16 protein-coding genes and 1 rRNA gene are annotated in these 22,815 nt (G+C 45.6%); 10 read left to right on the forward strand and 7 right to left on the reverse strand.

The genetic code is table 11. The features are described 5' to 3' along the window. From AACS00_RS01555 to trxA, 5 genes are all read right to left on the reverse strand, one after another. A 16S ribosomal RNA gene (locus AACS00_RS01555) occupies positions 1 to 66 on the reverse strand; the annotation flags it as partial. A gap of 492 nt (positions 67 to 558) precedes the next feature. After that, complete coding sequence (gene fre, locus AACS00_RS01560; RefSeq protein WP_110168273.1) at positions 559 to 1,272, reverse strand: NAD(P)H-flavin reductase; 714 nt, start codon at positions 1,270 to 1,272, stop codon at positions 559 to 561. 179 nt (positions 1,273 to 1,451) lie between these two features. Continuing rightward, positions 1,452 to 3,305 carry a 4-hydroxy-3-polyprenylbenzoate decarboxylase gene (ubiD, locus tag AACS00_RS01565; RefSeq protein ID WP_110168274.1) on the reverse strand — a complete coding sequence of 618 codons (1,854 nt, stop codon included), beginning with the start codon at positions 3,303 to 3,305 and terminating at the stop codon, positions 1,452 to 1,454. Between the two features lie 173 nt (positions 3,306 to 3,478). Beyond that, positions 3,479 to 4,738 (reverse strand): transcription termination factor Rho, encoded by a 1,260-nt coding sequence (gene rho / locus AACS00_RS01570; protein WP_072671284.1) that lies wholly within the window; start codon positions 4,736 to 4,738, stop codon positions 3,479 to 3,481. 189 nt (positions 4,739 to 4,927) lie between these two features. Continuing rightward, positions 4,928 to 5,254, reverse strand: coding sequence for a thioredoxin TrxA (gene trxA / locus AACS00_RS01575; RefSeq protein WP_072671285.1), 327 nt, complete (start codon positions 5,252 to 5,254; stop codon positions 4,928 to 4,930). A 112-nt stretch (positions 5,255 to 5,366) separates the two neighbouring features. Here trxA and rhlB point away from each other — a divergent pair, with 112 nt between their 5' ends. Both rhlB and gppA read left to right on the forward strand, forming a co-directional pair. After that, positions 5,367 to 6,668, forward strand: a complete 1,302-nt coding sequence (gene rhlB / locus AACS00_RS01580; RefSeq protein ID WP_110168275.1) for an ATP-dependent RNA helicase RhlB — start codon at positions 5,367 to 5,369, stop codon at positions 6,666 to 6,668. Positions 6,669 to 6,675: 7 nt separating this feature from the next. Then, entirely contained in the window at positions 6,676 to 8,172 is a 1,497-nt protein-coding gene (gppA, locus tag AACS00_RS01585; RefSeq protein ID WP_110168276.1) for a guanosine-5'-triphosphate,3'-diphosphate diphosphatase, read from the forward strand. Between the two features lie 52 nt (positions 8,173 to 8,224). Here gppA and AACS00_RS01590 read toward each other — a convergent pair whose 3' ends face one another. Next, the gene (locus AACS00_RS01590) at positions 8,225 to 11,659 is read right to left on the reverse strand and encodes a hybrid sensor histidine kinase/response regulator (protein WP_110168277.1); all 3,435 of its coding nucleotides are present in this window, start codon (positions 11,657 to 11,659) and stop codon (positions 8,225 to 8,227) included. 89 nt (positions 11,660 to 11,748) lie between these two features. Continuing rightward, positions 11,749 to 12,939 carry a 3-phenylpropionate MFS transporter gene (locus AACS00_RS01595; protein WP_110168278.1) on the reverse strand — a complete coding sequence of 397 codons (1,191 nt, stop codon included), beginning with the start codon at positions 12,937 to 12,939 and terminating at the stop codon, positions 11,749 to 11,751. Between the two features lie 419 nt (positions 12,940 to 13,358). On the opposite strand from AACS00_RS01595, the gene AACS00_RS01600 reads away from it, so the two are divergent. The 8 genes from AACS00_RS01600 to dusB all read left to right on the forward strand — a co-directional run bounded on the left by AACS00_RS01600 (position 13,359) and on the right by dusB (position 22,800). Next, a complete protein-coding gene (locus AACS00_RS01600; protein WP_110168279.1) occupies positions 13,359 to 15,182 on the forward strand; it encodes a DUF294 nucleotidyltransferase-like domain-containing protein in 1,824 nt (607 codons plus the stop codon). Positions 15,183 to 15,187: 5 nt separating this feature from the next. Beyond that, on the forward strand, positions 15,188 to 15,835 hold the full coding sequence (locus AACS00_RS01605; protein ID WP_110168280.1) for a 3'-5' exonuclease: 648 nt from the start codon (positions 15,188 to 15,190) through the stop codon (positions 15,833 to 15,835). Between the two features lie 183 nt (positions 15,836 to 16,018). Then, positions 16,019 to 17,965, forward strand: coding sequence for an acetate--CoA ligase (gene acs, locus AACS00_RS01610; protein WP_110168281.1), 1,947 nt, complete (start codon positions 16,019 to 16,021; stop codon positions 17,963 to 17,965). A gap of 321 nt (positions 17,966 to 18,286) precedes the next feature. Further along, complete coding sequence (gene aroQ / locus AACS00_RS01615) at positions 18,287 to 18,736, forward strand: type II 3-dehydroquinate dehydratase (protein WP_110168282.1); 450 nt, start codon at positions 18,287 to 18,289, stop codon at positions 18,734 to 18,736. Between the two features lie 63 nt (positions 18,737 to 18,799). Beyond that, on the forward strand, positions 18,800 to 19,255 hold the full coding sequence (gene accB, locus AACS00_RS01620) for an acetyl-CoA carboxylase biotin carboxyl carrier protein (RefSeq protein ID WP_072671294.1): 456 nt from the start codon (positions 18,800 to 18,802) through the stop codon (positions 19,253 to 19,255). A gap of 15 nt (positions 19,256 to 19,270) precedes the next feature. Further along, positions 19,271 to 20,614: an acetyl-CoA carboxylase biotin carboxylase subunit gene (accC, locus tag AACS00_RS01625; RefSeq protein WP_072671313.1), complete on the forward strand. Its 1,344-nt coding sequence runs from the start codon at positions 19,271 to 19,273 to the stop codon at positions 20,612 to 20,614. 190 nt (positions 20,615 to 20,804) lie between these two features. Further along, on the forward strand, positions 20,805 to 21,692 hold the full coding sequence (prmA, locus tag AACS00_RS01630; protein WP_072671296.1) for a 50S ribosomal protein L11 methyltransferase: 888 nt from the start codon (positions 20,805 to 20,807) through the stop codon (positions 21,690 to 21,692). Between the two features lie 139 nt (positions 21,693 to 21,831). Further along, positions 21,832 to 22,800 (forward strand): tRNA dihydrouridine synthase DusB, encoded by a 969-nt coding sequence (gene dusB, locus AACS00_RS01635; RefSeq protein ID WP_110168283.1) that lies wholly within the window; start codon positions 21,832 to 21,834, stop codon positions 22,798 to 22,800. Positions 22,801 to 22,815: the final 15 nt, after the last annotated feature.

The raw sequence follows: 22,815 nt of genomic DNA on the forward strand, positions 1-22,815 counted from the left end.
CTCGACTTGCATGTGTTAGGCCTGCCGCCAGCGTTCAATCTGAGCCATGATCAAACTCTTCAATTTAAGTTTTTTGTGGCTCAATGAATACTGACTTTAAACTACCATAAGTAATTCAAAGCTATTATCGTTCCAACAGAACGATAATGAATTGACTGTGCCGATAGTGCTAAAAGCGCTATCAATTGGTCACTCAGTTCATTGATACCGAAGTGCTTATTGCTAAGCATTTTGATTATCATCAACGAGTGCCCACACAGATTGATTGGTTTAAATTGTTAAAGAGCTTTGCTTGGAAGGCTCACTGAGCTTCGAAGCGGAGGTGCATTCTAGCGAGTTAATTTGAAGAGTCAAACACTTTTTCAAATTTTCTTTTTTAGAAGCTTTCCCTCAACTAACACTGCCTGAAGCCTTGTGGCGTCTGCCGTGTCAGTGAGGGCGCATTATAGGGAGTTCGATTCACTTGGCAAGTGCTTTTTATAAAAATTTAAAAAAAAACGCACAAGCGACTAACTATTGAACAATGCAGTGTGTATTTCAATCAACACATACCAATTCTTATATAAAAGCGTAAGCATCGGCAAACATCCGCTCACTGATTGCTTGTTTATGTTGAGTAAATTGCTCTCTCGCAACCCCCGCCATATCAAATCGACCTGCTATATAGATATCAAATTCTGCTAATGAGTCAAAATCTGCCATCACTGCTTGTAATACATTGCCAATTTTGCCTGACCATTGTGTCGGTGCTTTTTCTACGACAGGAACAAAATGAACATGGCTATATTGATCCGCTATCGTTTGTAACTCTTGCAAAGCATAGAGCTGAGATTCATCTCTGGCTCCCCAATAAAGATAAATCGGTGTGATATTTCCTAGCGCTAGACAGCGATCTAGAATCGAGCGAACATAACTAAATCCTGTGCCGCCGGCAATTAACAGTAATGGTCGCTCCACATCTTCTTGCAGCCATGCCTCACCATGAGGCGCATCGATCGTGATCTCGCCTTTCTGTTCAAATGCTTGCTGCATAACCTGCACTACTTCCTGCGCGTAAGCATTATGTTCGGCAGCGCCAATATGAAGCTCCAGCTCACCATCATCACGGCATGGACTACTGGCTATTGAGAAAGGTCGCTTATCTTTTTCTCCCATTACCACCATCAAATACTGGCCTGCTTTAAAAGCAATTGATGTGGTCGGTTGCAGTAGAATCTGATAAGTATGATTGGCTAAAGGCTTAATCAACTTCACTTTACATTGAATAGTCATGACTTCCTCTTCCTTACTTAACCAAAGTAAGTGCTATATGACGTAAAAAGAATGAGTCAGTAACCTTTACCTCAGCGGCCTTTTCTTAGTAGATATCCTTGCTGAGGTGATGACTGACTTCACCGATAAAAATAATTGATGTTTTATGATCAAGGCCTGACAAATACGCAGATGATTGGTTAATCGATCTTTAACAAAGGCCACATTTGATCGACTTTAGCAACCAATAGAGGCTCCTTCTTAATCGGAGTCCCCCATTCACGTTCGACTTCCCCAGCAAATTTATTAGTGGCATCAAAACCCAACCTACTGGCAAAGGTATTGTGATTCTTATCGCTCACCGTATCGCGTGCAGGATCCATACGGGTGGTAATCGCCCAGATAACATCATTCCAGTCACGAACATTAACATCATCATCACAAAGTACCACAAATTTAACGTCAGCAAACTGAGATAAAAATTGCCATACCGCCTCAAGTATTTGCTGAGATTGCCCAGCTTGGACTTTTTTCATTGCCACAAGTGCAAATTGATTATCAGCACTTTCAGGTAAATACAAATCGATCACTTGTGGATACTGATCTTTGAATACCGCAATGTTCTGCTCTGTTAACGATGCAAATGTATTGGATGGGTTGGGTTTATTATTGACTGACTCTGCAGGCCATTTACGAGTTGCGTCTAAGCCCATTTTCGAACCTAATCCTACTACCGGTGACGCAAAATCTAACGAATCGATAGGGGTATTTTCAATCATCAAACTATCGCGAACCGGATCCATATGCTCACACATCGCTTGAATGACCGATGACCAATTCCGAGCATCAACGCTTTCATCGCAGACAATCACAAACTTCGTATACATGAATTGACGGAGAAACGACCAAACCCCCATCATCACTCGTTTAGCATGACCTGGATATTGTTTTTTAATCGTTACTATCGCCATGCGATACGAGCAACCTTCCGGTGGCAAATAGAAATCAACAATTTCAGGAAACTGTTTTTGTAGTATCGGGACAAACACTTCATTTAATGCAACCCCTAGTACGGCAGGCTCATCAGGTGGACGTCCAGTATACGTACTGTGGTAAATCGCTTGTTGACGCATGGTGACATGAGTCACCGTAAAGACGTGATGACGCTCAACTTCATTGTAATAACCAGTATGATCACCATAAGGGCCTTCATCAGCGAACTCATTCGGATCAATATAGCCTTCAAGGACGATTTCAGCACTCGCGGGGACTTCCAAATCGTTACTGATTGATTTAACTACCTCAGTTTTACTGCCGCGTAATAAGCCAGCAAAGGCATATTCAGACAAGCTATCGGGTACGGGAGTAACAGCACCAAGAATCGTTGCAGGATCAGCACCAAAAGCGACCGAAACTGGGAAAAGCTCTCCTGGATTCGTTTCCATCCAATCTCGCAGATCGAGTGCGCCACCACGATGCGCTAACCAACGCATGATGACTTTATTTTTAGCAATTTTTTGTTGACGATAAATACCTAAGTTCTGACGTTTTTTATTGGGGCCACGAGTAATCGTTAATCCCCAAGTTAATAAAGGTGCGACATCATTAGGCCAGCAACTCATGACTGGGATTTTATCTAAATCAACCTCCTCACCCTGCCAGATGATGTGTTGGCAGGGTGCTTTTCGTAAACGCTTAACTGGCATATTAAGTACTTGCCGGAAAACAGGCAGTTTATCTAAGGCATCTTTAAAACCACGTGGTGGTTCAGGCTCTTTAAGATAAGCAAGCAATTTACCGACTTCACGCAAGTCTTGTACGCTTTCTCGCCCCATCCCCATTGCAACACGTTCAGGAGTACCAAATAAATTGGTCAACACTGGCAAGTCATAGCCTATTGGGTTTTCAAATAACAGCGCAGGACCGCCCGCTCGTAGTGTACGATCACTGATTTCGGTCATTTCATAATGAGGATCAACTGGATGAGCAATGCGTTTTAACTCACCACGCTGTTCGAGATAGTCAATAAAATCACGTAAATCCTTAAAATTCATAAGCTTTCTTGTCGTTGATTACCTTGAACTTAGTATAACAAAAAAGCGCTTTATTTCAGCGCACTTTCCACCACCTCTCATTCTATTTAGTCAAAATCAGCGTACGAAGTTGGATTTTTTCCAAAAAAAACACCACGCTAATAGTGTGGTGTTTTAGAGGATTTTACTTCACTTTACTGACGGCGCATCGCATCAAAGAATTCATCGTTGGTTTTGGTCATCGCCAACTTATCAATTAAGAACTCCATTGCGTCAGTTTCACCCATAGGATGAACAATCTTACGCAGAATCCACATTTTTTGCAGCTCATCGGTCTTCGTGAGCAACTCTTCACGGCGTGTACCTGAACGGTTAAAGTCTATCGCTGGGAAGACGCGTTTTTCAGCAATTTTACGATTAAGGTGCAGTTCCATGTTACCTGTACCTTTAAATTCTTCGTAAATCACTTCATCCATTTTTGAGCCCGTATCAACAAGAGCAGTAGCAATAATGGTTAAGCTGCCTCCCTCTTCGACATTACGCGCGGCACCAAAGAAACGTTTAGGACGGTGCAACGCGTTGGCGTCAACACCACCCGTCAAGACTTTACCTGATGAAGGAACGACTGTGTTGTAAGCACGAGCTAAACGAGTGATTGAATCAAGTAAGATAACGACATCTTTTTTATGTTCAACCAAACGCTTGGCTTTTTCTATAACCATATCAGCCACTTGTACGTGACGCGATGCTGGCTCATCAAAAGTAGAAGCTATCACTTCTCCTTTAACAAGGCGTTGCATTTCGGTTACTTCTTCTGGACGTTCGTCGATAAGTAGTACCATTAATACGCATTCAGGGTGATTACTGGCAATACTCTGGGCAATATTTTGCAGCAACATGGTTTTACCCGCTTTTGGCGGAGCAACAATCAAACCACGCTGTCCTTTACCGATTGGAGCGGCAAGATCAAGAACTCGAGCAGTAATATCTTCCGTAGAACCATTACCACGTTCCATCACCATACGTTCGTTAGCATGTAAAGGAGTTAAGTTTTCGAAAAGAATTTTGTTGCGGGCGTTGTCAGGCTTGTCGTGGTTAACCGTGTTCACTTTGAGCAGTGCGAAATAACGTTCACCTTCTTTGGGAGGACGGATTTTCCCAGCAATCGAGTCACCCGTACGCAAGTTAAAGCGACGAATTTGGCTCGGTGACACATAGATGTCGTCAGGACCCGCTAAGTAGGAGCTGTCTGCACTGCGTAAGAAACCAAAACCGTCTTGAAGAATTTCCAAGACCCCGTCGCCAAAAATATCTTCACCACCTTTCGCATGTGCTTTAAGGATAGCGAAGATGATGTCTTGTTTTCTTAGACGCGCGAGGTTTTCAAGGCCTAGGCTCTCACCAAGTTTCACAAGATCAGACACAGGTCTGCTCTTCAATTCTGTTAGATTCATTGTGGTGGATACTTGTTTAGTCAAAATAGGATCTATTTTCTAGTTAAGATGGATTTGGTCTCAGGATTGACCAAGAAGTGAACACTTGTTTAATTAACGTGCGATAAACTAACACTAAAAATAAGCGTAGTCTAGAAAATGTTTTTTGCAAAATAAAACCGCACGTGAAGTGCGGTTTTACGCTTTGCGCTACAGATTGGCGTCCAAAAACTCTTTCAACTGAGTTTTAGACAACGCGCCAACTTTAGTTGCTGCGACACTACCATCTTTGAATAAAAGAAGGGTAGGAATACCGCGGATACCAAACTTAGGTGGCGTTCCTGCATTGTGGTCGATATTCAGTTTACCGATAGTGAGTCTGCCTTGGTACTCTTCAGCGATTTCATCAAGAATCGGGGCGATCATTTTACATGGTCCGCACCATTCTGCCCAAAAATCGACTAGAACCGGGCCTGCAGCTTTGATCACATCGTTCTCAAAACTTTCATCAGAAAGCTGCAAAATTTTATCACTCATCTTCCACTCCAATGTGTTTTTCTGAACTGATTGCATAACAACCAGTAAATTAGATGCTCTATTGGAATGTATTTACTTCCGTATTGCAAGTGTAAGCTGATATTCTATAGCAATGAAAAAGACACATATCACAGAGCAAAAGTTCGCCGACTTCGGTTTACACCCGCAAGTTATTGAAGGATTGGATAAAAAAGGGTTCGAATATTGTACCCCGATCCAAGCCTTGGCGTTGCCGGTCCTGCTCACCGGCCAAGACATTGCAGGCCAGGCCCAAACGGGCACTGGTAAAACCCTTGCGTTTCTTACTGCTACTTTTAACCACTTACTGACTACCCCTGAAGCGGAAGGGCGGCAACCTAACCAGCCCCGGGCAATCATCATGGCCCCGACACGGGAATTGGCGATTCAAATTTATAACGATGCTGAATCACTGATTGCTAGCACGGGCATAAAAACCGCATTAGCCTATGGCGGTGAAAGTTACGATAAGCAGTTGGCTAAAATTCAAGAAGGTGTCGATGTATTAATCGGTACCACTGGGCGTATTATCGATTTCTATAAACAGAAAGCGTTTAATCTAAACCACATTCAAGCGGTCGTGTTGGATGAAGCCGATCGGATGTTTGATCTCGGTTTTATCAAGGATATCCGCTTCTTATTCCGTCGTATGCCTGAGCCTAAAGACCGCTTAAACATGCTGTTTTCAGCGACATTATCTTATCGCGTGCAAGAGTTGGCCTTTGAACATATGCATAACCCTGAACATGTGGTCGTAGAAGCGACGCAAAAGACGGGACATCGCATCAAAGAAGAGCTTTTCTACCCTTCTAATGAACATAAAATGGCCCTGTTACAGACGCTGATTGAAGAAGAATGGCCAGATAAAGCGATTGTTTTTGCCAACACTAAACACCGCTGTGAACAAGTTTGGGGCAGTTTAGCTGCCGATGGACATCGAGTGGGTCTACTGACTGGCGATGTACCGCAGAAAAAACGTGAACGTATTTTAGAACAATTCACTCAAGGTGAATTGGATATTCTGGTCGCGACCGATGTTGCCGCTCGTGGATTGCATATTCCTTTGGTTACTCATGTTTTTAACTATGATTTACCTGACGATAGCGAAGATTATGTCCACCGTATTGGCCGGACAGGGCGAGCGGGAGAAAGTGGTTCTTCAATCAGTTTTGCTTGTGAAGAGTACGCCGTCAATCTACCTGCGATTGAAGAGTACATTGAGCACTCGATTCCGATGTCGGATTATGATCCAACGGCACTGTTAACGGATTTACCTAAACCGCTAACTCTGCGTTCTTCATCGCAACAACGTCGAACTAATACCACAGGATCACGTCCAGGTAACCGAAAACCACAACGTCGTCCGCGTGCACCACGACCGAAAAAGGATTCGTAATTTATCTATGAGTCACCACACTTCTTCACCGCTCTATGCGGCTATCGACCTAGGTTCTAACAGCTTTCATATGTTGGTAGTTCGCCACGTCGATGGCAGCGTGCAAACCTTAGCGAAAATTAAACGCAAGGTTCGCTTAGCTGCTGGATTGGATGAACAGAATGCATTAAGTCAAGAAGCGATGCAGCGTGGCTGGGATTGTTTAAGTTTGTTTGCCGAGCGCTTACAAGACATTCCTGCGTCACATATCAAGATTGTCGGCACCGCGACGCTACGCACCGCGATTAATGCCGAGCAATTCTTGCAAAAAGCGAATGCTATTTTAGGTCATCCTATCGAAGTCATTACTGGAGAAGAAGAAGCGGCAACTATTTATAAAGGTGTAGCCCATACCTCTGGTGGCATGGGTCGACGGTTAGTGGTCGATATTGGTGGAGCTAGCACAGAGTTGATTATTGGTGAAGGGTTTGAAGCTAATGCGTTAACCAGCTTAAAAATGGGCTGTGTTACGTGGCTAGAGAGACACTTTAAGGATCGCCAACTCAATACCAGCAACTTTAATAATGCCATTCATGCAGCAAAGCAAATGCTAGAACCCATTTTAGATTCTTATTGTCAATTGGGCTGGAATGTTTGCGTCGGAGCTAGTGGCACCGTTCAAGCACTACAAGAAATCATGTTGGCGCAAGGGATGGATGAGATTATCACTCTCCCTAAACTCAAGCGCTTACAAAAACAGGCAATGTTAGCAGATCATCTCGAAGAGTTAGATATTGAAGGTTTAACGTTAGAGCGGGCTTTGGTCTTTCCAAGTGGCTTATCGATCTTGATTGCTATTTTCGAGTCTCTCAATATTGAAGCCATGACACTTGCAGGTGGTGCGTTGCGCGAAGGATTAGTCTATGAGATGGTCGATGGGCTTCGCCAAGAAGACATCCGAGCTCGAACCATTCAAAGCATCCAAAAACGTTATCAAATTGACCGTCAATACGCTCAACAGGTAGCCACTCTCGCCAGTCGACTGCTTGCTCAATGCGGTGGAGAAAGCTGGGCTCCTGAACCACAAGCGGAAATGTTATTACGTAGTGCCGCACAATTGCATGAAATTGGTTTAGCGATTGATTTTCGTAAAGGTGGTGAGCACAGCGCGTACTTGCTTCAACATCTGGATTTACCAGGTTATACCCGTGCACAAAAACAATACTTAGCTGAACTTACCCGGCGGTATCGAGAGCAACTCACTTCCCTACCGGAACAACATGCTCTTTCTGGAACGACAGGAAAACGCTTATTACGCTTATTACGTTTGGCAGTATTACTTAGCCATCGACGTCATCCCGACTTAGAGCCTGAAGTACAACTTGAGGCGCAAGGCGATAGTTTAACGTTAACCATTAATCAGCAATGGCTACAAGACAATCCATTAACTTGCAGTGAATTAGAGCTAGAAGCTAACCGTCAAACGGATATTGGCTGGCCATTAACAATCAATGGTGATCAGTAACTAACGCGACCAATAAAACTCTCGCGTCCCTAATTCTTAGGGGCGTGAGGGCTTATCGACATCGATTCAATAAAGCACGCAACTTCAACGGTTTAATGGGTTTAGCCAGAAAACTGAAACCAGAGGATTCAACGCCTTCTAGGATATCCGGTGTACGATCAGCACTGATGATCACCCCCCAAAAACAATCACCGAGTCTTAAACGACACTGCTGCAATACTTCTAAGCCAGTTCGGCCATGATCGAGTCGATAGTCAGATAAAATAACGTCGGGAACCCACTGCCCCTCTAACGCTTGTAAGCTTGATAGTAAATCAACGGCGGTTTTTACCTCACAGCCCCAGCGCTCCAATAATTGTCGCATCCCGATCAAAATGTCCTGTTCATTATCAACACATAGCACTCGCAAATTACTCAGATCAGATAACGTTTCTGACATATTATGTTGAGGTGTCGGAATAGACATCGCTTGCGAGCGAGGTAACGTCAGCGAAAAAACGCTCCCTTTACCAGGCCAAGAACGCATAGTAATTTCATGACCTAGCGCCTGAGCAATCCCTTTTGATATTGCTAACCCTAACCCTAATCCCTGATCAGAGCGAATTTGTCCGCCGCGATTAAACTCTTCAAAAATTTCCTGCTGTTTATCCTCAGCAATACCAAAGCCGTTATCCCACACCTCAATACGCACCTTACTTTTCGTGCGACGTATTCCAAGCACAACTCGTCCTTGCGGGCTGTATCGAAAAGCATTGGTGAGAAAATTTTGAATAACGCGACGCAGCAATTTAGGATCAGACTGAACATATAAGCTACAAGGCACCGTATCGAAGAGTATCTGTTGTTGCTTAGCTAATGCACTGAACTCGGCGTGTAAGTTCGTTAATATGGTATGGATCGGGAAGGTACGCTGATGAATATCCAACTTGCCTGACTCTAAACGTGAAATATCCAGTAAATCACCAATTAAGTCTTCCGCAGCACTAAGGGCGCTTTCAATATGATGCGCTAACCGTTGAGATTCTTGTTCCTTCGCCACTTCAGATAAAGAGGAAGCAAATAAACGGGCGGCATTTAATGGCTGCATCAAATCGTGGCTCACTGCTGCCAAGAAACGTGACTTAGATTGTGATTCACGCTCAGCTTTTTGCGTGGCGACAACCAACTGTTGGTTCAGTTTTTCTAACTCTCTCGTCCGCTCAACGACTCGCTCTTCTAAGTGTTCATTAGCCTCTTTTAAATTCCGTTCAGCATTGCGAAATACGGTGATGTCGCTAAAGCTCATCACAAACCCACCACCGGGCATAGGATTGCCTTGCACTTCAATCACACGCCCATCGCTGCGCATTCTTGATGAGGTATGCCTTGAACCTTGTTGTAAATACTCGACGCGCTTTCGAACATGATCTTCAGGCTCACCAGGGCCACAGAGTCCCTGTTGGGCATTATGACGAATAATATCAGCAATCGGCCGTCCGACTTGGATTAGTCCCGCAGGAAAATGGAACAACTCTAAATAACGTTGGTTCCAAGCCACTAGCCTCAACTGTTTATCGACCACCGCAATGCCTTGTCCGATATGCTCAATCGCCCCTTGTAGCAAACCCCGGCTAAAATCATACAGCTCAGAAGCTTCATCAACGATGGTTGCGACTTCTTCCAACTGCATTTTTCGTCCCTGCAGAGCCGAAGTCAGCACTAACTTAGCCGAGGAAGCACCAAAAACACCTGCAAGTACACGCTCTGTATGACGAATTAACCCTGCTGGCGCTTGTTGGTTTGGCATTAAGCTAACGTTTTGCTGAGCCCAAAATTGAGCAAAAGCACTGCGCACCCGGGAGCGACCGACAAAACGCGCAGCAAGCATTTCTAACTCAGCCACCGTAACCCGACTTTGGTAGAGGCTCATGTTTTCATTTTCAGGCAGCGGCGTACCAATAAATGACGCCGATTGTAAGCGCTCACTTAAACTTGAGCGAGTGGCTAGCGAGACAACCACATAGCACAGCGTATTGAGTGATACGCTGAGTAGCATTCCCCAGTCAACGCGACTCATTCCCTGCTCATATAACCACTGGGGAGGTGTGATCAACCATAATAAAATGTTATTTTGCGCATCCCCAGCGAGCATCTGTGTTGCACTCATGAGAGTGATAAGCCACAAAGTAAAGCCAACGGCTAAGCCTACGTAAACGCCTTTACGATTACCATCTCGCCAGTACATTCCTCCGAGCAAAGCCGGGGCAAATTGAGTAATTGCCGAAAAAGAAAGAAAGCCAATCGCTGACAAAGACGGAATACTATCGAGAGCAAGATAAAATCCCCACGCGCCCAATAGTAATAATAAAATCAGAGTGCGGCGAATGATCACCAATAAACCAGAGAAATGGCGGTGATTGCGATGCGTTAAACGCATCCGACGTAATAAAAGAGGCATCACCAGATCATTCGAGACCATGATCGCCAACGCTATCGTCGACACAATCACCATCCCTGATGCTGCGGAAGTTCCGCCTAAAAAGGCTAATAAGGCAATCTGCTCAGCCCCGACGTGCATCGGAACGCTCAACACCAAGGTATCAGCAGGAGCATTAGGTAGTAGCGCTTGACCAACCCAAGCAATCGGTAAAACAAATAGCCCCATCAACATTAAATACAGAGGAAAAAGCCAGCGAGCGGTGTGCAAGTCTTGCGGTCGCTCATTTTCTACTACCATGGTATGAAATTGACGTGGTAGACAGATAATCGCTAGCATAGTTAACAGAGTGTGTACTAATAACGTTGGCCAGTTAGGAGCCTGATAGGTTTGCTTGGCAATCGCCAATACGTCGATGGTGTGATCAGCAAAGATCATATAAACAATGAATAATCCCACCGCTAAAAAGGCCACCAACTTCACTATCGATTCAAACGCAATCGCCATCATCATGCCACGATGATGCTCGGTGTTATCAATATGGCGCGTACCAAACAACATGGTAAATAACGCCAAGGCCAAAACCACAAACCAAGAAATATGGTCATCTTGATAACCAAATTGAGCGTATAGATCCGGCGCAACGACATTCAGCCCCATGGTGATACCACGTAGCTGCAAAGCAATATAAGGTAAGATTCCGGTAACAGCGATTAAGGTGACGGCTACGGCCAATCCTTGTGATTTTCCGTAACGTGCGCCGATAAAATCGGCAATTGAGGTAATGTGTTCACGCTTAGCAATCAAAATCAGTCGCGCCAAAACACGCCAACCAAAAATAAACACCAGCATCGGTGCAAGGTAAATAGGTAAAAAAGCCCAAGGATTGGCACTGGCTTGACCGACCGTGCCATAAAAGGTCCATGATGTGCAATAAACGGCAATGGATAGGCTGTAGATCCAGGGTCGCCAGTGCGCTAACCAACGCGTTTGTCTATCGCCATACCAGGCAATCAAAAATAGTACGCCTAAATACATCAGCGAGACTGGGATCACTATCCATCCATGCATTGGCTACCCTTTTTCCTGCGCCTATAAAAACCTCTCCATAAGGAGAGGTTATTTAACAAAGGATAGACTCACAACTCAATCACTAAGCATCAATTCTGTGCTTCAGGCTCGGCTTTAAGCGCTTGTCCATCTTGTAATATTGAACTCGGCAGCTCAACTTTAATCAAGAGTGCTACAGCCCCCATTGCTGCCATTACCCAAAACACTCCCGCTCCAAAGTGATCGTATCCCCAGCCACTGAGCGTGGTCAGCAACGCAATAACCGCACCAAGAGGAATAGCGTTATACAGTGCTTGTAAAGCAACCATTTTATTTTGAGGCGAATGCTGAATATATTGAATCGCGGCAATATGCGCCATTGCAAACGTAACACCGTGCAGCAACTGAATCGCGACTAACGCGATGATCGCCGTTGTCGACGCGGTCAGTCCCCAGCGTAACATTACCCCAAGGGCGGCCACCACGAACAAAGATCGTAGAGTCCATCCGGCAAATAAACGCTTACTTAAGGCAAATACCAACACTTCAGCCACCACCCCCAAGCTCCACAAATAACCAATGATCGCTTCCGAGTGCCCAGCTTGCTTCCAATGAATAGCACTAAAACTGTAGTAGGCAGCGTGACTACCTTGAATCAAAGCCATCAATAACAAAAACTTAATCACGGGCAATTCACGCAGTAACTGCGTTAATTTAGGGCGCACAGCGTGAGCGTGACTTTCAGTAACAGGCATCACCTGCGGGTTACGTAAACTGAGCAGTAAGGTGATTGCCGCACCAAATAAGGCGGTATAGAGGATCATGCTACTGCCGTATAACGCCACTAAATAGCCAACCACTGTCGACCCGGCAATAAAAGCCACCGATCCCCATAAACGAGAACGACCGTAATCAAGCAGTTGATGTTTCGCGTAAAAATTAGCCATCGCATCAGAAAGCGGAACAATCGGCCCACAACAGAGGTTAAATAACACCGTTGCCAAGGCCATTAGCCAAAAACTGCCGCCAGTAAAAAAGTGAAACGCGATAAATAATAACGCTGCCAAACTGAGCCAGCGTAAAGCAGGTAACAAATGTTCGACTTTATGGATTCGTGGCGTAAACACTAAGTTCGCCACACAGCGGGTTGCAAAACCAATCCCGACTAACAAACCAATATCGGTGGCAGAGACACCTTGATCAGCAAACCACAATGACCAAAACGGTAAATACACCCCGTAAGCAAAAAAGAAACCAATAAAGTATTGGGATATCCACCCAAACGGGGAAGGGTTCAACATAACAGATCCTAAATAATTCATCGCCCAAAGCCTCCCCCTACTAACGAGTCACTCGCCGCCAACAGCGGCTAGACATCCGTTGCAGAGAAAACACATCGGGCATCGATAATAATCGGCGATTATGCAATAAGTCTCTAAAACTAAAAAGGGATCTTTCATCGCCTTGTCGATTTCCCGGTTATTGGACAAGCGCGACAAACTCAGAGTCTCGCGAAATAAAAACAGATGGCCACCAAGAGTCAGACAACGCTCACCATTCAATTAGGTTCACATTAGACCAAAGTCGTCTGGAGAGCTGGTGAAAAGCAGCCACACTTAGCGATAAACGTAGCGTATTTCTTCGCACGCCAAGCTCATTGGACACTAAAACTGAGCAGAAAAGACAAAGCGCAGATACTCTGCTTATTAAGGTCAGTACCATGCCAGACAAATTTAATATGCTCGCTCCTCCGTTTGACAGCTTAACCGAGGTGCAACAACAGCGATTACGCACCGCTTTAGATATTGCTTACTACCGTGAGCACGACGTATTGATCCAACAAGGACAAGCGTGTAATCAACTGTGGATTCTGATCAAAGGCACGGTAGAAGAGCGCTCGGTGGATGGCAAAACCCTCTATGCTCACTACACTAATGAAGATATGTTTGACGTGAGAGCTCTGTTTGAAACTGGCGCCAAGCATCAATACATCGCACTAGAAGACACCTTAAGTTATCTGTTGCCAAAAAAAGTTTTTCTGGCTTTATGCCGTGAAAATCGCCAATTTTCGGCGTATTTCGAAACCAATTTAGCCAAGCGTCAAGAGCTAATTGAAGTCGCCCAGCAACAGAAAAATCTTGCTGAGTTCATCCTGACCAAAATAGAACCCGAGATCTATCTACCACCAATGTTGGTCAACCCCGAGCAGACCTTAGCTGCCGTCACTCAAGAGATGAAAAGTCGCCGCGTGGATGCGGCCTTAGTCGAATGGCCAAAGGGCGATTCGCGTGCTGAAGCAGCAGACACGCCTCCTTATGGTATCGTTACCCGCAGTAATCTTTTACATGCGATTATGCTAGAAGGGTACACGCCGGAAACGAAAGTCGGCGAAATAGCAGCCTTCCCCGTGCTGCATATCCAACAAGGCGACTTCCTGTTTAACGCAATGATCAGCATGACTAGGCACAAGATAAAACGTCTGGTGGTCTGCGAAGGGCTTAAAGCCGTGGGAATTTTATCCATGGTTCAGATCTTAAGTGCTTTTTCGACCCACTCTCACGTTTTGACATTGACTATTGCTCGTGCCACGAGCATTGATGAGTTAGCTTTTGCAGCGAACAAGCAGCAGCAATTGGTCGAAAGCTTACTCAACCGAGGAATAAGAACCCGCTTTATCATGGAACTGATTGCTGCAGTTAATGAGCAGATCATCGAAAAAGCCTTCCAATTGATCGTACCCAGTGAAGCACAACAGCAGTGCTGCTTTGTCGTCTTAGGCTCAGAAGGGCGCGGTGAGCAGATCCTCAAAACTGATCAAGACAATGCATTAATCATCGCCGATGAGGCTCAATGGTCCCATTCAACCCCATGGCTAGAAACGCTCACCCACACTTTAGTCCAGCTTGGTTACCCACTCTGTCCGGGGAAAGTCATGGTCAATAATCCTGACTGGGTACAATCACAAAGCGATTGGCAAACGACCATCAGCCACTGGATTCAGACAAGACGGCCCGAGCACATGCTCAACCTCGCTATCTTTGCTGATGCCTATCCTATAGCAGGAAATAAAACCTTACTCGAACCAGTAAAACACCATTTACAGACCAGCGTCTACGGGCAATATGCGGTGTTGGCTGAGTTTACTCGTCCGGCACTGAATTTTTCGCTACCCCTGACCTTATTTGGCCATCTTAAATCGAGTAAATCCGGCTTGGACATCAAGAAAGGCGGTATTTTTCCTATTGTTCATGGCATACGGGCGCTAAGTCTTGAATATCAAATCAGCAGCACGAACACCTTTCAACGCATTGAAGCACTGCAGGCACAACAGGCATTAGAAAAACAGACTGCTGATAACTTAAGAGAAGCGTTAAAACTGTTTTTAAAATTGCGCCTAGCGCAACAAATCACTAACCAACATCACGCCAACCATATTCAGCTTGGTCAGCTCGAACGCACCGAAAGAGACTTACTGCGTCACAGTCTCCATGTCGTGAAAAAGTTTAAGCAATGGTTGAGTTATCATTACCAAATTAGGGAGTAACGCTGATGAACTGGCTAGCGAGATATTATTGGCACCACAAATTAGCGGGGTCACCTTATCAAGATCTGTTTACCGCGCCCCTTAAAAGCGAACTGGTCTCTTTGGACTGTGAAACCACCAGCCTTGATCCACAACGTGCCGAGCTAGTCAGTATCGCCGCGACAAAAATCATCGATAATCGAATACTCACCAGTCAAGCTTTCCACGTTCGCCTCGCCGCTCCACCATCTTTAGATTCAGGATCGGTACGCATTCATCAGTTACGTCATCAAGATCTCGCCTATGGTTTGTCGGAGCAGCAAGCTTTACAACAGTTGCTCGCGTTTATCGGTAATCGTCCCTTGGTCGGTTATCATATTCGTTATGATAAAACGATTCTTGATATCGCCTGTCGCAAACAACTGGGCTTCCCACTGCCAAATCCACTGATCGAAGTCAGCCAGCTTTATCATCAACAGTTGGAAAAACAACTACCTAATGCCTACTTTGATCTAAGTCTCGCGGCGATTTGCCATCATCTCGACTTGCCAATGCAAGACAAGCACGATGCTCTGCAAGATGCGATTACCGCCGCATTAGTTTTTGTGCGCCTCAGTAAAGGCGGATTACCGAAGCTAAAAAGCCCTTATCAACACAGCCCAGCTCTTAGCTAATCGAGGCCTCATCCTAAAGTCTAATTGTGTAAATCTTGCTGGTGACTAACAGTTAAAGGCATAAAAGCTTCCCATTAATGATGTTCAGCCAACCCATTAAAGCGTTTTAAATAAAACGATATTCCCCATCAAGTTGGTTTAAGAGCACAAGGGAATTGACCGCTTACACAAGGAGAGTTAGTCATGAGCGATGCCCACATTTATCCAGTTAAAGAGAACATCAAAGCGTGTACCCATGCCGACAACGATACCTATCTCGCTATGTATCAACAATCTGTCACCGATCCTGAAGGATTTTGGCGTGAACATGGCAAAATTGTTGATTGGATAAAACCCTTTAGCCTAGTGAAAAACACCTCATTTGATACCGGACACGTCGATATTCGTTGGTTTGAAGATGGCACCTTGAATGTCTCGGCAAACTGCCTTGACCGCCATCTAGCAGAGCGGGGCGATCAGATTGCCATTATTTGGGAAGGCGATGATCCCGCGAATGATACCACCCTGACTTATCGCCAGCTCCATCAACAAGTTTGCCGATTTGCTAACGTATTAAAAGCTCAAGGTGTACGTAAAGGCGATGTGGTGTGCTTATACATGCCCATGGTGCCGGAAGCGGCTGTGGCGATGTTAGCCTGTACTCGAATTGGTGCCGTACATACTGTGGTCTTTGGCGGTTTTTCGCCGGAAGCTCTCTCGGGACGGATCATCGATTCCGATGCCACCTTAGTGATCACCGCTGACGAAGGTGTGCGAGCTGGCCGAGCTGTCCCCTTGAAGAAAAACGTCGATGAAGCGCTGACTCATCCTGAAATTAAAACCATTAATAAGGTGATTGTTTTCCAACGCACAGGCGGTCAAGTCGACTGGCACGAGCATCGAGATGTCTGGTGGCATGAAGCCATGGCTCACGTCTCTGATCACTGCCCAGCAGAAGAGATGAAGGCCGAGGATCCACTGTTTATTCTCTATACGTCAGGCTCAACGGGTAAACCGAAAGGTGTATTGCATACCACTGGTGGCTATTTGGTGTATGCGGCGATGACCTTTAAATACATCTTTGATTATCAACCCCAAGAAACTTTCTGGTGCACCGCAGATGTCGGCTGGATAACTGGCCACACTTATCTCCTCTATGGTCCGTTAGCCAATGGAGCAAAAACCCTTTTATTTGAAGGTGTGCCGAATTATCCCGACACGAATCGTATGAGCCAAGTGGTCGATAAACACCAAGTTAATATCCTTTATACTGCACCAACCGCGATTCGTGCTTTGATGGCAAAAGGTGATGAAGCCATTAAAGGGACGCACCGTAGCAGCTTACGCATCATGGGCTCGGTAGGTGAACCGATTAACCCCGAAGCTTGGCAGTGGTATTACAAAACCATTGGTAACGAGCAATCTCCGATTGTCGATACTTGGTGGCAAACGGAAACGGGCGGCATTTTAATCAGTCCTCTGCCTGGCGCAACCGCTTTAAAACCAGGTTCAGCTACACGTCCCTTCTTTGGTGTTCAACCCGCATTAGTAGACAACATGGGTAACCTTATCGAGGGGGCAAGTGAAGGTAACTTAGTGATCCTCGATTCATGGCCAGGGCAGATGCGCACCGTCTACGGCGATCATGAACGCTTTGAACAAACCTACTTCTCTACTTTCCAAGGTATGTACTTTACTAGCGATGGCGCACGCCGTGACGAGGATGGCTATTACTGGATAACCGGACGAGTCGATGATGTCTTGAACGTATCTGGCCACCGGATGGGTACCGCAGAAATCGAATCGGCCCTAGTTGCGTTTGATAAAATTGCCGAAGCGGCGATTGTGGGTATCCCGCACGATATTAAAGGACAAGCCATTTACGCTTACATTACCCTTAATCATGGCGTCTACCCTAGCGCTGAGCTACACAAAGAAGTCAAAGATTGGGTGCGTAAAGAGATTGGCCCTATCGCCACGCCCGATGTACTGCATTGGACCGACTCGCTGCCGAAAACTCGTTCAGGTAAAATCATGCGCCGTATTTTACGTAAAATTGCCACTGGCGATACCAGTAACTTAGGCGATACCTCAACGCTTGCCGATCCAAGCGTAGTTGATAAGTTGATTGCTGAACAAGCGCAGTTGTAAAAGAACCGTCAATGAGATTCTAGGGCCTAGCCCTAGGATCTTAGTTTTATTTCCCTATTACCTGCCTTTCCTCGAACCTAGAATCTCAGTTCTAAAGCCTCAAGCTTCACCTCTTAAAGCTAGCCTTGACTAACAATAGTCGTTCAAAAAAACAGTCACCATAGTCATTAGACCAGTAAATTGCTGCCATTTGCGACGAATTAGCTATAATCGTGGTCAATTTCATAAAAACAGCGAACTTTTGACAAAAAAAGTAGGTCGAAAGTGCCATAATATGAAATTATCAGGTTACATCTCACGATAGAGGACGATAGCTACATAATGACCGCAAAATTACGCATTCTTGTTCTTAATGGTCCAAACTTAAACCTGCTGGGTTTACGTGAGCCGGAACATTACGGCGCACAGACCCTTGAGCTGATCATTGATAAGTTACGCCAACAAGCCGCGCTGGCCGATGTAGCATTAGATCATCTGCAATCGAATCGTGAGTATGAATTGATTGAAGCCATTCACCAGGCGCACAATCAGGTGGATTTCATCATTATCAATCCAGCCGCTTTTACTCATACCAGTGTAGCGCTCCGTGATGCCTTACTGGGTGTCGCGATACCGTTTATCGAAGTGCATCTCTCTAATGTACATGCACGCGAACCGTTTCGTCATCACTCCTATCTGTCTGATAAGGCTCAAGGGGTGATCTGTGGCCTAGGTGCACAAGGCTATGAATTTGCTTTGTCGGCAGCGATTCACGCACTGCAAACAAAGTAACACACAACATTCTACAGTCCTTAATAGGGCTGTCTTACTCACAAGATAAAAGAGAAAGAACCAATGGATATTCGTAAAATAAAGAAATTGATTGAATTAGTGGAAGAGTCTGGCATTTCTGAGTTAGAAATCTCTGAAGGTGAAGAATCGGTACGCATCAGTCGTCACAGCCCAGCACCAACCACTCAGGTTCATTACGCTGCAGCACCGGCGGCTCCTGTCGCAGCACCAGTAGCGGCCCCCGTTGCAACGGCTGAAGCGGCTCCTGTCGCCAAAGTACCAACGGGTCATCAAGTGTTGTCACCAATGGTTGGTACCTTCTACCGCTCACCAAGCCCAGAATCAAAAAGCTTTATTGAAGTCGGTCAAAGTGTTTCTGTAGGTGATACTTTATGTATCGTTGAAGCGATGAAAATGATGAACCAAATCGAAGCAGATAAATCTGGCGTCGTTACCGCAATTCTTGTCGAAGATGGTCAACCGGTTGAATTTGATCAACCTCTTGTCGTCATCGAATAATCGAGGCCAATGGTTATGCTAGATAAATTAGTTATCGCGAACCGAGGCGAGATTGCGCTTCGTATTCTTCGCGCCTGTAAAGAATTAGGGATTAAAACGGTCGCGGTTCACTCTACCGCAGACCGCGACCTAAAACACGTTCTCCTCGCAGATGAAACGGTTTGTATCGGTCCTGCGAAAGGCATCGATAGTTATCTTAATATTCCACGCATTATTTCTGCTGCCGAAGTGACAGGTGCGGTTGCCATTCATCCTGGTTACGGATTTCTGTCTGAAAACGCCGATTTTGCTGAGCAAGTCGAACGCAGTGGTTTTATCTTTGTCGGTCCTAGAGCCGAGACTATCCGCTTAATGGGTGACAAAGTGTCAGCCATTAATGCCATGAAAAAAGCCGGCGTACCTTGCGTACCAGGCTCAGACGGTCCTCTTGATGGTGATGAAGCTAAAAATAAAGCTCACGCGAAACGCATCGGCTATCCCGTGATCATCAAAGCCTCTGGCGGCGGCGGCGGTCGAGGCATGCGCGTGGTACGCTCAGAAGCCGAGTTGATCACCGCGATCAACATGACCCGTGCAGAAGCAAAAGGCGCCTTCAATAACGACATGGTTTATATGGAGAAATTCCTCGAAAACCCACGTCATATTGAAGTTCAAGTACTGGCTGATGGTCAAGGTAATGCGATTCATCTTGGTGAACGCGATTGCTCAATGCAACGTCGTCACCAAAAAGTGGTCGAAGAAGCACCAGCACCGGGCATCACCGAAGAAGTACGCAAATACATCGGTGAGCGCTGTACACGTGCTTGTATTGAAATTGGCTATCGCGGCGCTGGTACTTTTGAGTTTCTGTATGAAAACGGCGAGTTCTACTTCATTGAAATGAACACCCGTATTCAGGTTGAACACCCAGTGACAGAAATGATCACTGGAGTGGATTTGATCAAAGAGCAATTACGTATTGCTGCAGGCCAACCACTCTCCTTTACGCAAGACGACATTAAGATCCGCGGCCATGCCGTCGAATGTCGTATTAACGCTGAAGATCCGGAGCGATTCTTACCTTCTCCGGGCACGATCACCCGTTTCCATTCTCCAGGCGGCATGGGCGTTCGTTGGGAATCACACATTTACGCAGGTTATACCGTACCGCCTTACTACGATTCGATGGTCGGCAAACTGATCACCTACGGTGAAAACCGTAATGTCGCGCTAGCCCGCATGCGTAACGCGCTCGATGAAATGATTATTGAAGGAATTAAAACCAATATTCCTTTACAAGAGATCATCATGAATGACGAAAACTTCCAAAATGGTGGCACCAACATCCACTATCTTGAAAAGAAACTCGGCATGAAATAGTCGCATCGCGCCTCAATGAACATAATGCCCACTTCGGTGGGCATTTTTTTTCTGGCTATTGATTATCTCTCCTTTCCCGTCCATGAGGATCGACGACGCCTTTTTGTTCAAGATAACTTCAGGTAGGAAGCGAGCCGACAAACCTGTTAAACTCTGCGCCAATAACCGCGAATAAAAGAGAGCTCATGCCATGCCTTGGATTCAAATTAAACTGAATGCTACTAATGAAAATGCTGAAGCGATCAGCGATATGTTAATGGAAGAGACCGGTGCTCTATCAGTCACCTTACTCGATGCAAAAGATACCCCTGTCTTTGAACCACTACCGGGTGAGACTCGTTTGTGGGGCGATACTGACCTATTAGCCTTGTATGACGCCGAAGTCGATACCCCAAGTATCCTTGCTCAAATCCGTGACAGCCAACTACTTGCCGACGACTTCTCGTACAAAATCGAGCAAATAGAAGACAAAGATTGGGAGCGGGAATGGATGGATAATTTCCATCCGATGAAGTTTGGTGAACGGTTATGGATCTGCCCAAGCTGGCGCGAGATCCCCGATCCTAACGCCGTCAATGTCCTACTTGACCCAGGCTTGGCGTTTGGTACCGGTACACACCCAACTACCGCACTGTGTTTACAATGGCTTGATTCACTCGATCTGAGTGGCAAAACCGTGATCGACTTTGGCTGTGGCTCCGGCATTCTTGCGATTGCCGCGATTAAACTCGGTGCCGCGAAAGTGATCGGTATTGATATCGATCCGCAAGCACTGCAAGCATCCAGAGACAATGCTGAGCGCAATGGTGTCGCTGATAAAATTGAAGTTTACCTACCGCAAAATCAACCAGAGAATTTGGTCGCTGATGTCCTAGTTGCCAATATTTTAGCGGGCCCATTGCGTGAGCTTTCTGCAGTAATTAAAAGCTTAATTAAACCAGGTGGTCTGTTGGCAATGTCTGGTGTGCTGAATACACAAGCCGAAGACGTCGCGACCTATTACCGTGATCAATTAGACATAGACCCAATTATTGAGCAAGAAGAGTGGTGTCGGATTACTGGTCGCAAGCAAGATTAATGAAGAGTTTATCAGTTAATTGATTGAAATATAGACAATTTACAAAAACAATTGTCCAATGCTCAAATATTAGTCTTTTCACACCGTGAAAAAATGCGTAAAATGCGCGCCCTTACTGGTATGAAGCTGTGAAGACGTTTTGAAAATCGGAAATCATCAACTTAACAATAACCTCATCGTCGCTCCGATGGCTGGAGTCACCGATAGGCCGTTTCGTGAGTTGTGTCTCCGTTATGGTGCAGGAATGGCCGTCAGTGAAATGATGTCCTCCAATCCCGCACTATGGAAAACCGATAAATCGAAAAACCGCATGGTGCATCAAGGCGAATCGGGCATTCGCTCAGTACAAATTGCAGGTAGCGATCCACAGCAGATGGCAGAAGCCGCTCAGTTCAGTGTTGAAAACGGTGCGCAAATCATCGATATCAATATGGGCTGTCCGGCAAAAAAAGTGAATAAAAAGCTCGCGGGTTCTGCACTACTCCGTTATCCGGATGTGATTGAAAACATTCTTAAAGCGGTCGTCGATGCAGTCAAGGTTCCTGTCACCCTCAAAACCCGAACGGGCTGGGACACAGACAATAAAAACTGTGTTTATATCGCTCAATTAGCCGAAAACTGCGGCATACAGGCGTTTGCGCTTCATGGGCGAACTCGTACTTGTATGTACAAAGGAGAGGCAGAATACGACAGCATTAAAGCCGTTAAACAGGCGATCAGCATTCCTGTCATCGCAAATGGGGACATTGATTCTCCACAAAAAGCGAAACAGGTGCTGGATTATACCGGTGCTGACGCTTTAATGATTGGTCGGCCTGCCCAAGGTCGTCCATGGATTTTTCAGGAAATCCAACACTATTTGGAAAGCGGTACCACCATGCCTGAACTTCCAGCTCAGGAAGTAAAAGACATTTTGCTTGGTCATGTGCACGCTCTCCATCAGTTTTATGGTGAGTATTTAGGGCCTAGAATTGTGCGTAAGCACGTAGGCTGGTACCTAAAAGAACATGAACAAGCCAGTGAGTTTCGCCGTATCTTCAATGCGCTTGAAGCAGCTCCGCTGCAGATAGAAGCACTTGAAGGTTATTTTGATAACGTTGCATCATAATTAAGAGAAGAGCTA

The sequence above is a fragment of the Vibrio sp. 11986-1-5 genome (genome assembly GCF_963878025.1).
In the GTDB taxonomy this organism is placed as follows: domain Bacteria; phylum Pseudomonadota; class Gammaproteobacteria; order Enterobacterales; family Vibrionaceae; genus Vibrio; species Vibrio injensis.

Excerpts from the sequence above, each read along its gene's own strand:
- AACS00_RS01605 (WP_110168280.1), top strand. The coding sequence starts at position 15,188 with ATGAACTGGCTAGCGAGATATTATTGGCACCACAAATTAGCGGGGTCA.
- rhlB (WP_110168275.1), top strand. The coding sequence starts at position 5,367 with ATGAAAAAGACACATATCACAGAGCAAAAGTTCGCCGACTTCGGTTTA.
- accB (WP_072671294.1), top strand. The coding sequence starts at position 18,800 with ATGGATATTCGTAAAATAAAGAAATTGATTGAATTAGTGGAAGAGTCT.
- AACS00_RS01595 (WP_110168278.1), bottom strand. The coding sequence starts at position 12,939 with ATGTTGAACCCTTCCCCGTTTGGGTGGATATCCCAATACTTTATTGGT.
- aroQ (WP_110168282.1), top strand. The coding sequence starts at position 18,287 with ATGACCGCAAAATTACGCATTCTTGTTCTTAATGGTCCAAACTTAAAC.
- gppA (WP_110168276.1), top strand. The coding sequence starts at position 6,676 with ATGAGTCACCACACTTCTTCACCGCTCTATGCGGCTATCGACCTAGGT.
- AACS00_RS01600 (WP_110168279.1), top strand. The coding sequence starts at position 13,359 with ATGCCAGACAAATTTAATATGCTCGCTCCTCCGTTTGACAGCTTAACC.
- fre (WP_110168273.1), bottom strand. The coding sequence starts at position 1,272 with ATGACTATTCAATGTAAAGTGAAGTTGATTAAGCCTTTAGCCAATCAT.
- prmA (WP_072671296.1), top strand. The coding sequence starts at position 20,805 with ATGCCTTGGATTCAAATTAAACTGAATGCTACTAATGAAAATGCTGAA.
- ubiD (WP_110168274.1), bottom strand. The coding sequence starts at position 3,305 with ATGAATTTTAAGGATTTACGTGATTTTATTGACTATCTCGAACAGCGT.
- accC (WP_072671313.1), top strand. The coding sequence starts at position 19,271 with ATGCTAGATAAATTAGTTATCGCGAACCGAGGCGAGATTGCGCTTCGT.
- trxA (WP_072671285.1), bottom strand. The coding sequence starts at position 5,254 with ATGAGTGATAAAATTTTGCAGCTTTCTGATGAAAGTTTTGAGAACGAT.
- rho (WP_072671284.1), bottom strand. The coding sequence starts at position 4,738 with ATGAATCTAACAGAATTGAAGAGCAGACCTGTGTCTGATCTTGTGAAA.
- acs (WP_110168281.1), top strand. The coding sequence starts at position 16,019 with ATGAGCGATGCCCACATTTATCCAGTTAAAGAGAACATCAAAGCGTGT.
- AACS00_RS01590 (WP_110168277.1), bottom strand. The coding sequence starts at position 11,659 with ATGCATGGATGGATAGTGATCCCAGTCTCGCTGATGTATTTAGGCGTA.